We start from the raw sequence: 9,778 nt of genomic DNA, 5'->3' as shown, positions 1-9,778 counted from the left end.
AATGTCTCGCGCACCGTCGAGGGGGCCGCACCAACGCGCGCCGCAATCGACTTGTGGCCAAGACCTTCCGCAAATCTGTATCTCAGAATCTCGCGGACACGCCGCATCTTTAGTCTCTCCGCTGGCATCGCGTTCCTTCCTCTCAGGCAACTGAAAGGAGGAACGTCTCACCAGCAGGACACCCCGACAAACAGCCCCAATCAGGGGGCGGCATCATCTCGGAACAAGGGGGCGGTTAATTCTCGGAATTGGGGGGCGGCATCATTTCGGAATGCGGGGGCGGATTGCCTCGGAATCCGCACCACATATTCCGATTGCGTTGAACGCGATCGCCGGCAGGCCGGGGCAGCCTTGGCCCAACTGTCGCTGGCTTTGGTACTGCGTGATGAGCGAGTCACATCGACACTCATTGGGCAAATTCGATCGATCAGGTCGTAGAAAATGCAAAGGCGCTGGAGAAGCTTGAATTCAGCGAAGAAGAATTGCGATCGCTTGACCGCTATGCGGTCGAAGGAGGCATCAACTTGTGTGACAGGCCATCTCATGACCATCGGTGTAGAAACGCAGCCCTCGTTGAGCTGCGAGCCAAGATTGTCGCTGAGGAAATATCACGCTGATTTTCCTTAGCGTAGCGGTCTTGAGCGGAATCGAACCGTCGTTCGGCAGGATACGGACTTCGATGAAGCTCACACGGCGAATTTAGTTCTGCAGCAGCAGCGCGTAACGTGTATGCCGACGTTCGCCCGTGCGTGTAAGGGCACCGATCTCTACGAGTTGCTGAAGGTCGCGTGTGGCTGTTGCGCGGGATGTGGCCGTAATCGAAATGTAGTTTTCCGCGCTTAGGCTTCCCTTAAAACCCGCTATTCCCTCTTTGAAAATTCGCGCGATTACCTTTTCTTGCCGCTCGTTCAGGTGGCCTCTAAACCGGTCGTAAAACTTTGTTTTCTGAATGAAGAAATCTATGCGCTCAAGCGTCGCCTGTTGGGCGGCCAGGATTGTTTCTGAGAAAAAAAGGACCCAGCCAGTGATATTGAATGTACGCTGGTGGCGCTCAAGCTCGGAATAATAGGCTTTTCTGTTTTTCTCGATTGTCAAGGCAAGTGAGATCAGGCTGGGCTGCCCTATGTTTTGAGCCAGGGACTTCTCGGCGAGCGCGCGCCCAATGCGGCCGTTGCCGTCTTCAAATGGATGTATGCTTTCAAAATAAAGATGGCCGACCGCTGCGCGCGTCAAAGCCTGAAGTGGTGTTTGACCGCTTGGTCCGAATTGATTGAACCATGCGGTGAAGCTCTCCATCTCAGCGGCAACCTGGCGAGATGGGGGAGCCTCAATATGTATTGTCGGCTTGTCCAGTCGGCCTGACACGATCTGCATGGCGTCGGCATGCAGGCGGTAAGCGCCCACCGTGTCAATGTTTCGATTTCCGGCCATCAGCATTGTGTGCCAATGGAACAGCTCCGCGTGATGCAGCGGCTGATGCCAGTTTCGATAGACATCCGCCATCATCTCGGCGATCCCCCGCTCTTGGGGGCGAACCTGTCTGTCATCTGTGTTGAGCCCGAACTGTCGGCGGAGTGATGATTGGACACTTGCGCGGTCGAGAAACTCTCCCTCGATCTCTGAGGTTTTGATCGCCTCGTCACTCAACAGTTCAATACGAAGCTGACTACTGTCGTCCTCATTGAAATGCCGAACAGCACCGATGACCTCGCCGGCGGACTGCAGAAATTTCTGCTCCAATGGGATCAAGCTTGCAACGTCGTACCTGAAACTCGGCCAACAGGCGTTCTGCCAGTTCCATTGCATGAGCTATAGACCACGTTTCTATAACTCATGATTACCTGCATTGATGAGCTATAGAAAGCTTGGCTATCGCTCAGCCGCGAAACTTTACGTTCTCCACCCAAACAGCGGCGATCGTCAGGACGCTGCCTGTTGCCGATTTTGTTTAAATAGCACCTCCTATTCCCGCTCGCCCTCGGCATTGGCGCCGAGGACAAGGCCGCTCTGGCCGCCAAGGTTCTCGATCAGGTTTGGGAGGCTGCGAAACATCGAATGATACACTCGGCTCGGTTAAAGGGATCTGAACCGGCGACGCCCTACTCAGACAGGTCAAGCCCTTGGTAAGACGGATTTCGAAGCATCGAAACCCGCCATCTTGCCACGGCCGCCTCTCTGTGGCGGCTATGCGTCGTCAAAAGCAACCAAACTGGCCATTATCTTGAACCTCAAACCCATGCATTTGCTCGTTACTCACGAGGCCTAAGTCTCTCCACAGCATTTGCGCTCAGCTTCCTCATTCGGCAGCCGTCTTGGTCTTCCGGCCCTCCCACTCCTCTGGCGTGAGCGTCTTGATATCGAACTGGTCGCGCGTACGGGCATAGGTATGGCCACCCATCCGGCCGACGGCGTCCATCATTTGCTGGTCGATATGCAGGTTCGATGCATTGACCGCGTCGCTGCGTACGAAGACGCCGACGACCTCGCCGAGGATGATCTCGCGGGCCGACCCGACCTGCAGGGTCGTGTGCCGGCGGCATTCCAAGGCTGCCGGGGCTGCAAGGATGCGGGGACTGCGAACCATCTGTCCGGGTACGGTCGCAAGGCCCGCCTCCTCCATCTCGTTCACCTCGGGGCCGAACTTGATGGCACAGACTTCCATCTGGTCGACCAGCGTATTGTCGCAGATATGGACGGTGAACTCGCCGGTCTCGCGGATGTTGCGGGCGGTGTCCTTGAAGCGCATGTCGGCGTAGTTCTCGACGCCGATGGCGACAATGGCCGGATCGTGGGTCAGGACGTTGAAGAAGCTGAACGGACCGGCGTTCGGCTGCGCCTCTTTGCTGACGGTCGTCACCAGCGCGATCGGGCGCGGGATAACGGTGCCGATCAGGATTTTGTAGCACTCGCGTTCATTGAGGTTGGAGAAGTCGAAATGGGTGTGATCGTACATATTAGGCCTCGGCAGCGATGCGATGGGTTTCAAGCGGGGTGTGGCGGGAAAGGTTCTCGAACCCATCCTTGGTGACGACATACATGTCGCCGACATTGCAGCCGGCCGACAGCGGCTCCAGCCATTGGGCATGGAGAACGAAGACCATCCCCTCCTCCATCCGGTCGTAATTGTGCGACGAGATGTTGAAGCTGTTCTGCCCGCCGGCCATGCCGACCGAGTGGCCGAGATTGGGATTATGCGGCCCGTGGATCGCCGGGTAGACGTGCATCAACTTGCGGCCCTGGGCCTCCCAGTCGATGTTCTTCACATACTGGCGCGGGATGAGACGGGCGCTGCCGTCATCCATCGGAGCCCAGTTGTAGGACATGCTGCGCGCTTCGAACGAAGCCAGCATGCCGAGCTCGATCATCGGCTCGAAGGCTGCGTTGTTGACGTCACGCATCAGGGCGCCGGGGCGGATCAGTTTCTCGGCGCGCTTGACGCCCTCGGTGCAGGCGGCCAGCACCTCTTCCTGCCGTTTGGTGATCTCGCCGACCGCGATCATGCGCGCGGTTTGGGCGGTGTAGCCGCGATAGGTGACGTTGGAGACATAGAGATTGATCAGGTCGCCCGGCCGGACGACATGGCCGTAGGGCTTGCCGCAATGAGTGCCGAACTCGTTGATGCCGATCTGGTAGCCGTCGCCGGTCTCGCCGCCATAGGTCAGTTGCGCCTGGCTGAAGGCGGCATATATTTCATGGTCGGTCACGCCCGGCTCGGCGACGTGATGGGCCGCCTGGGTGGCGATGCTGATGAGCTGGGCTGCTGCGCGGAACATGGTGATCTCGCGCGGCGAGCGGACCTTCTGCATCCGGTCGAGAATGGCATTGTCAGCGACGAATTTTGTCTTCGGCATCAGCTCGTCGAGTGCCGTCCAAAAGGTCAGCGACGTCCGGTCGCCGATGCGGCCGATCTGGGCCTTTACGAGCCCCATGCCGGCCAGGAGTTCGGCGCATTTCTCCGCCGTCTTGACGACGCTGTCGCCCGGACGGTCGGCATATTCACGGCCGATCGGGCCGATCTGCCAGATATCCTCGACCAGAACAGGTTCGCCGCCCGGAGGCAGCAGCACGGACTGGGTGAAGAAGGACAAGAGCGTCAGCGGCTTGTCGCTGTCGGTCGGGATGATCAGAACGCCTTCGCGCATCCAGTCGCAGATATAGCGCAGATAGTGGTTGGAGGTGTGGAACCAGCCGACGCCGCCGGTGTGGACGATCAGCGCATCGTGCCCGGCTTCCACGGCCTGACGACGGATGCGGCGCAGGCGATCCTCGAACTCCTCGACCGGCAGCGGCAGAGGTGCATCGAAATCGAAATCGGGCTGGAAATCGGCGAGCAGCGATCCGACGCGGTAGGAGCCAGACTTGGTTGCGCTAGGGGGCATGGGTGTTTCCTTCCAGATTATTCTTGAGTTTGGTCAGGCCTGCCGTGGCGCGAGAACGCGCCTTGCGACGAGCATGACGATCAGGGTGAGGCCGATAAGGATGCCCGAGATCGCGGCGACGCGAACGTCGAGCGATTCCTCGATCAGCGCGAACATGCGGAGCGGCAGGACCGTTGTCTCGGCATCCGCAAGGAAGAGCGAGATCGAGACATTGTCCAGCGACTGGATGAAGACGAGAAACGCGCCGGCGAGAATGCCCGGCATCAGAAGCGGGAGCGTGACCCGGCGAAGCGTGGTGAACCAGGACGCCCCCATGACGGTCGATGCCTCGGATAGCGAAGGATTGAGCCCCTGCGCGACGACAGAGGCGGCGCGATACATCAGCGGCCCGAAGACGACGACATGGCCGGCGACGGTCAGCCAGAGCGACGGCGGGAAGCCGATGAAATTGGCGACGATCAGCGCTGCCAGACCGTAGACCAGGCTTGGTAGGACGAGCGGCGACAGCAGCAGCGGCTCGATCGCGCCGACGGTACCCTTGCGCATCCGGCTCATGCCGATGGTTGCCGGCACCGCGAAGAGCAGCGAACCCAGAACCGTAAGGCCTGCGATCTTCAGCGAGTTGAAGGCCGCCGCATGTTCCGTCGCGGAGCGAACGGGATCGAGCAGCGCCTCGTACCAGCGAAGCGATAAGCCCTCGGGCGGATATTTCAGGGTCTGGCCCGAAGTGAAGGACATGGTGAGCGCAATGACGATCGGCGCTACTAGATAGATCACCGCAAAGACGCCGAAGACGAAGACGAAGAGCTTGTAGAGCAGACCAGTGATGGGATTTTCGCGTCTATCAGCCATGGCCGACAAGCCTCCTGTGACGGGAAATCATGGTCATTGCGACGAGCAGGCAACCGGTGGATAGCAACAGCACGACGGCGATCGCCGAAGCCAGCGGCCAGTCGAAGAGCGTGCCGACCTCGCGATAGATCAGTTGCGGAACATAGACGTTGCGCGCGCCGCCGATGACAGCCTGCGTGACGAAGGAACTGCTGGTGCTGGCAAAGACCAGGATCCAGCCGGCCAGCAATCCGGGTAGCATCAGCGGGATGAGCACGGTCACGAAGATGCGCCAGGGACCGGCACCGGAGACCTGCGCCGCTTCGGTGTATTGAATCGGCGTGCGCGACAGGATGGCGGCGAGCGGCAGAATGATCAATGGCAGGTCGATCTGGCACATGGCCATGACGAGACCGAGTTCGGTGAACATCAGGGTCATCGGCCGCCCGATCAACCCAAGCCCGAGCAGCGCCTCGCTGATCGGCCCTTGCCGCCCGAGTATGACGATCCAGGCGAAGGTGCGCACCACATTGCTGGTCAGCATCGGAATGAGCGTCAGGAAGATGATCACCTGCCGCGCCGTCTTGCCGCTATGCCAGTAAAGAAGCGCGATCGGTACGCCGAGCAGCGTCGTGGCGGCAACGGTCAACAGACCGAGCCGTTCCGTGTTGAGCAGGACGCGGAAATTGAACGCGTCCCCGAAGAACCGGCCATAATTGGCCAGCGTGGGGCCGTCCGGCCCAGTGAAGCTGAAACCGACGAGAACGGCGAGCGGCGTTGCAAAGAACGCCACCGAGAGCAACAGCATCGGTACAACGTACGGAAAACCGCCCGCCTTCATCGTGTGCTCCTCAGCCTGCGACGAGAGCGTCGAACTGGCGGATCCAGTCGGCGCGGTTCTTGTTGATCGCGACCCAGTCCGGATAGACCATGTTGCCGAGCTGCTCGCGCGTCACATAGGCCTCGATCTCGGGCGTCAGTGCGACGTCCTTGTTCGTCGGGAACATCTCGGTCGGCGGCAGCTTCAGCTTGTCCTGCGCGGCCTTGGAGATGGCGGCGTCCATGTAGGCGTAAGCGGCGTCGAGGTTCTTCGCGCCCTTGGTCAGGTGGATGTTGACAGGGGCCGCGGGAGCGCCGCTTTCCGGGGCGACATATTCGGCCTTGAGGCCCATCGACTTCAGGCGGGCGACGTTGCCGGTCGAGCACATGAAGACGGCGATTTCGCCCTGCTGGAACAGCGTCATCTGGTGGTTGGTACTGTCGACAACGCCCTTCAGATGTTCCGGATGGCCCTTGAACAGCTTGAAGACCGCATCCATGTCATCAGGCCCCGAGCCGAAGATCTTCGCCATCTCCGTATAGGCCATGACGGCGGTGTTCGAGCCGAAACCGGTCCAGGAGACAAGGCCGCTGTAGGCCGGGTTTTCGAACAGGTCGCGATAGCCCTTCGGACGCGGCACGAGGAAGGGATTGTAGGCGATGCCGTTGACCTCGATGGTCACGGTCGGGCCGTATTCCCCCTGGAAGGCCGGATCGAGCATGCCCCAGTTCTTCAGGCGGCTCGGGTCGATCTTCTGGATGATGTCGTTCTCGATGGCGACGGCCATCTGACCGGGCGACATCAGCAGCGTGTCGTAAGGTGGGTTACCGGGGCTCGCCATGACCTTGGCGAGCTGGTCCTGCGCCATCGAGGGTGCAATCGTCAGGCCGTAACCGGCTTCCTTGACGAGTGGGCTCAGAACCGTGCGATAGCCGTCTTCCCAGTTGCCCGGAAAGGTCGCGGCAACAGCGGTTTCGCCTGCCGCCGCACGGGTAGCGAAAGGCATTGCGGAGGCTGCGGCGACGCCTGCAGCGAGAAGGCCGAAATGGCGGCGGGTCATTTTGAAGTCGGTCATGCTGTCACCTCTGTTGGTTGTTGTTGATGTCATTCAGTATTGGCATTCACTGGATGCTTTCCGGTTCGGCCGGAAATACGTGACACCGGCGGGTGTCGATCTCTGCGAAAAGCTCGGCGCCGATATCGGGAATGGCGGTGCCGGGACCGCGCACCTCCGAGGCCCGCAGGCCCGTGCCGTCGTCGAGCACGAGGTCGTGGATCAACGTCGGTCCGAGCGGCACGGAAACGGTGACGTGCGCGGCAAGCGCGTTCATGCCCGGCTGCGTCATCAGACGGACCTCTTCTGGCCGGAAGGTGATGGTGACATCCGAGCCCGTGGTGAAACTCAGGCGGCGCGGCAGGACGAGGCTTTCGCCGCTCGTCAGGGTAATGACTGTGCTGCCTTCGCCGAGTTTGGCAACGGTGCCATGGAGAACGTTGGTCTGACCGATGAAGGTGTTGACGAAGAGGGTCTTCGGTCGGTCGTAGACGGCCATCGGTGTGTCGATCTGCTCGACATTGCCCTTGTTCATCAGCACCAGGCGGCTGGCAAGGCTCTGGGCCTCTTCCTGGTCGTGGGTGACGATCAGCGTGGTAATGCCAAGCGTCTTCTGGAGATGGAGGAGCTCGACCTGCAGATCGAAGCGCAGTGCCCGGTCGAGCGCACCGAAAGGTTCATCGAGAAGCAGAAGTGACGGGCGGCCCGCGATGGCGCGGGCGACGGCGACACGCTGCTGCTGGCCACCGGAGAGCTCACGCGGCAGGCGGTTGCCATAGCCATCAAGCCGGACAAGCGAGAGCATCTCCTTTACCCGTGTGTTTCTCTCCGCGCGCGGGACCTTCTGGCAGGCCAGCGGATAGGCGATGTTTTCCGCGACGGTCAGGTGCGGGAACAGCGCATAGTTCTGGAAGACCATGCCGATCCCGCGCGCACGGGCGGAGACATTGGCAAGGTCGTCGTCGCCGAGCACGATCCTGCCCGCCTTCGGCTGGATGAGGCCGGCAATGGCCCTCAGCACCGTCGACTTGCCGCAGCCGCTCGGTCCCAGAAGGGCGACGATCTCGCCTGCCTCGATATCGAAAGAAATGTCGCTGACGGCATTCTGGCCGCCATAGCTATGGGTAACGCCCCGAACACTGAGCCGCTTGCGATCGGTAGTCTTTACGATGTCCAGCATGTGGCTTCCCTGATCTTGCGTGGTGGCAACGAACGCTCCAACGCCGGAGCATGCTCATGCAAAGGGAATTGCAAAGGCTGTGCCAGTTTGGCGATGCGGCGCGCATGGAAATGTTAAAGCACTGATATAAATTTGGTATTTTTGATTTATCAACATTCGCAACTTTATAATCGGATTATTACGCCATTATATTCGACATGTGTTTTGTCTAAAGTTTCGTCATGCAACTCGCGCACAGGGGATGCATTTGCCTATTTATCGGCCGTAGGCGAGGTCAGTTCGGTGAGGGAATGGTAATTTCAGTGAAAAGCCATAGAGGCGCAGGCAGCTGCGCGGGAGCGTTAAACGAGGTTTTGGGGTAAAACCACGCCCAGAATATCGGCCCAGAGGTGATTTTTTAGTCATTTCAAATTCGGAACACTATTCGTATTTATATGCGCAACTTATTGCGCAATACTGCGATAGCGGAAATTATAGCGTACTTCCAATATTTTAAGAGTCCAACGAGGCATCTGGCACGACGATTGCTTCGATGATCCCAGAGAATTCGCCCATTCAAAACAAAAAGGGGATCATATGAAAAACGTGCAGACAATCCTGAAGGCTGGCGTCGCGAGCACGCTCATTACCCTCCTCTCTATGTCCGCCCATGCAGCAGAGGGGGCGGCCGAGGAGATGAAGGCCGGCGCCGACGTCAGCAAGCTTCCGGGCGTCGTGTTGACCCAGACGCTGGCAGACGGCCTTCCCGCTTCCATCAAGGCATCCGGCACATTGAAAGTTGCAACGGATCTGACCCCACCGATCAGCTTTCACGATGACGACGGCAAGCTTGTCGGCATCGACGCCGATATCGCCGCAGCGTTAGGCGTGATCCTCGGTCTCGACGTCCAGATGACAGACGTCGGTGCCGGCGCTGCCATCGTTCCCGCGATCCTCTCCAAGCGCTTCGATATGACGATCTCCGGCATCAACGACGATGTCGAACTGGAAAAGCAGGTCGATGTCATCGACTACATGTATGACGCCACGACGATCATGACGATCAAGGACAACCCGCTCGGCATCAAGAGCATGGAAGCCCTCTGCGGCAAGAAGGTCGCCGTTCCGGTCGGCACCTTCCAGGGCAAGATGGTCGAGGCCGCCTCGGCGAAGTGCAAGACACCCATCGACATCATGGCGATCCCGAAGATGCCGGACGTGCTGCAGGCGGTGCGCACCGGTCGCGCCGACGCCACCGTCAACGGCTACGCGACCAGCGTCTACACGACCGAACACCAGACCGGCAACGGCAAGGGCCTGCAGGCGCTTCCCGAAGTCCGCCTCGCCGTCGGCTACCTCGGCATGCTGACATCGAAGGACAATCCGGAGCTCCGTGACACCGTCGTCGCCGCCCTGCAGCAGATGGTCGACAGTGGCGCCTACGAAACGATCATGAAGAAGTGGAGCCTCGGCCCGCTTGCCGTCAAGACCGTCAAGGTCAACGACGCCGCCAGCATGCCAGCGGAGTGAAACCC

At 59.8% G+C, this 9,778-nt stretch carries 8 protein-coding genes; 1 reads left to right on the top strand and 7 read right to left on the bottom strand.

The features are described from left to right. Nucleotides 1-699: 699 nt before the first annotated feature. The 7 genes from RHIBUN_RS0123985 to RHIBUN_RS0123950 form a co-directional block, all read right to left on the bottom strand. A complete protein-coding gene (locus RHIBUN_RS0123985) occupies nt 700-1,806 on the bottom strand; it encodes a Fic family protein (RefSeq protein WP_025661509.1) in 1,107 nt (368 codons plus the stop codon). A gap of 490 nt (nt 1,807-2,296) precedes the next feature. After that, nucleotides 2,297-2,953 (bottom strand): flavin reductase family protein, encoded by a 657-nt coding sequence (locus tag RHIBUN_RS0123975; protein WP_025661508.1) that lies wholly within the window; start codon nt 2,951-2,953, stop codon nt 2,297-2,299. A gap of 1 nt (nt 2,954) precedes the next feature. After that, complete coding sequence (locus tag RHIBUN_RS0123970; RefSeq protein WP_025661507.1) at nt 2,955-4,379, bottom strand: Xaa-Pro peptidase family protein; 1,425 nt, start codon at nt 4,377-4,379, stop codon at nt 2,955-2,957. Nucleotides 4,380-4,412: 33 nt separating this feature from the next. Then, nucleotides 4,413-5,231, bottom strand: coding sequence for an ABC transporter permease (locus tag RHIBUN_RS0123965; RefSeq protein ID WP_025661506.1), 819 nt, complete (start codon nt 5,229-5,231; stop codon nt 4,413-4,415). Continuing rightward, complete coding sequence (locus tag RHIBUN_RS0123960) at nt 5,224-6,051, bottom strand: ABC transporter permease (protein WP_025661505.1); 828 nt, start codon at nt 6,049-6,051, stop codon at nt 5,224-5,226. Before RHIBUN_RS0123960 ends, RHIBUN_RS0123965 begins: the two co-directional genes overlap by 8 nt. A 10-nt stretch (nt 6,052-6,061) precedes the next feature. Further along, nucleotides 6,062-7,105 carry an extracellular solute-binding protein gene (locus RHIBUN_RS0123955; protein WP_025661504.1) on the bottom strand — a complete coding sequence of 348 codons (1,044 nt, stop codon included), beginning with the start codon at nt 7,103-7,105 and terminating at the stop codon, nt 6,062-6,064. A 46-nt stretch (nt 7,106-7,151) separates the two neighbouring features. Further along, nucleotides 7,152-8,264 (bottom strand): ABC transporter ATP-binding protein, encoded by a 1,113-nt coding sequence (locus RHIBUN_RS0123950; RefSeq protein ID WP_025661503.1) that lies wholly within the window; start codon nt 8,262-8,264, stop codon nt 7,152-7,154. Nucleotides 8,265-8,840: 576 nt separating this feature from the next. Between RHIBUN_RS0123950 and RHIBUN_RS0123945 the strand changes: the two genes are divergently transcribed. Further along, entirely contained in the window at nt 8,841-9,773 is a 933-nt protein-coding gene (locus RHIBUN_RS0123945; RefSeq protein ID WP_025661502.1) for an ABC transporter substrate-binding protein, read from the top strand. Nucleotides 9,774-9,778 lie beyond the last annotated feature (5 nt).

This window comes from Rhizobium sp. IBUN, assembly GCF_000510625.1.
In the GTDB taxonomy this organism is placed as follows: Bacteria; Pseudomonadota; Alphaproteobacteria; order Rhizobiales; family Rhizobiaceae; genus Rhizobium; species Rhizobium altiplani.
This window is presented reverse-complemented; position numbering and strand designations above follow the sequence as displayed.

Excerpts from the sequence above, each read along its gene's own strand:
- RHIBUN_RS0123965 (WP_025661506.1), bottom strand. The coding sequence starts at position 5,231 with ATGGCTGATAGACGCGAAAATCCCATCACTGGTCTGCTCTACAAGCTC.
- RHIBUN_RS0123960 (WP_025661505.1), bottom strand. The coding sequence starts at position 6,051 with ATGAAGGCGGGCGGTTTTCCGTACGTTGTACCGATGCTGTTGCTCTCG.
- RHIBUN_RS0123975 (WP_025661508.1), bottom strand. The coding sequence starts at position 2,953 with ATGTACGATCACACCCATTTCGACTTCTCCAACCTCAATGAACGCGAG.
- RHIBUN_RS0123955 (WP_025661504.1), bottom strand. The coding sequence starts at position 7,105 with ATGACCGACTTCAAAATGACCCGCCGCCATTTCGGCCTTCTCGCTGCA.
- RHIBUN_RS0123970 (WP_025661507.1), bottom strand. The coding sequence starts at position 4,379 with ATGCCCCCTAGCGCAACCAAGTCTGGCTCCTACCGCGTCGGATCGCTG.
- RHIBUN_RS0123985 (WP_025661509.1), bottom strand. The coding sequence starts at position 1,806 with ATGCAATGGAACTGGCAGAACGCCTGTTGGCCGAGTTTCAGGTACGAC.
- RHIBUN_RS0123945 (WP_025661502.1), top strand. The coding sequence starts at position 8,841 with ATGAAAAACGTGCAGACAATCCTGAAGGCTGGCGTCGCGAGCACGCTC.
- RHIBUN_RS0123950 (WP_025661503.1), bottom strand. The coding sequence starts at position 8,264 with ATGCTGGACATCGTAAAGACTACCGATCGCAAGCGGCTCAGTGTTCGG.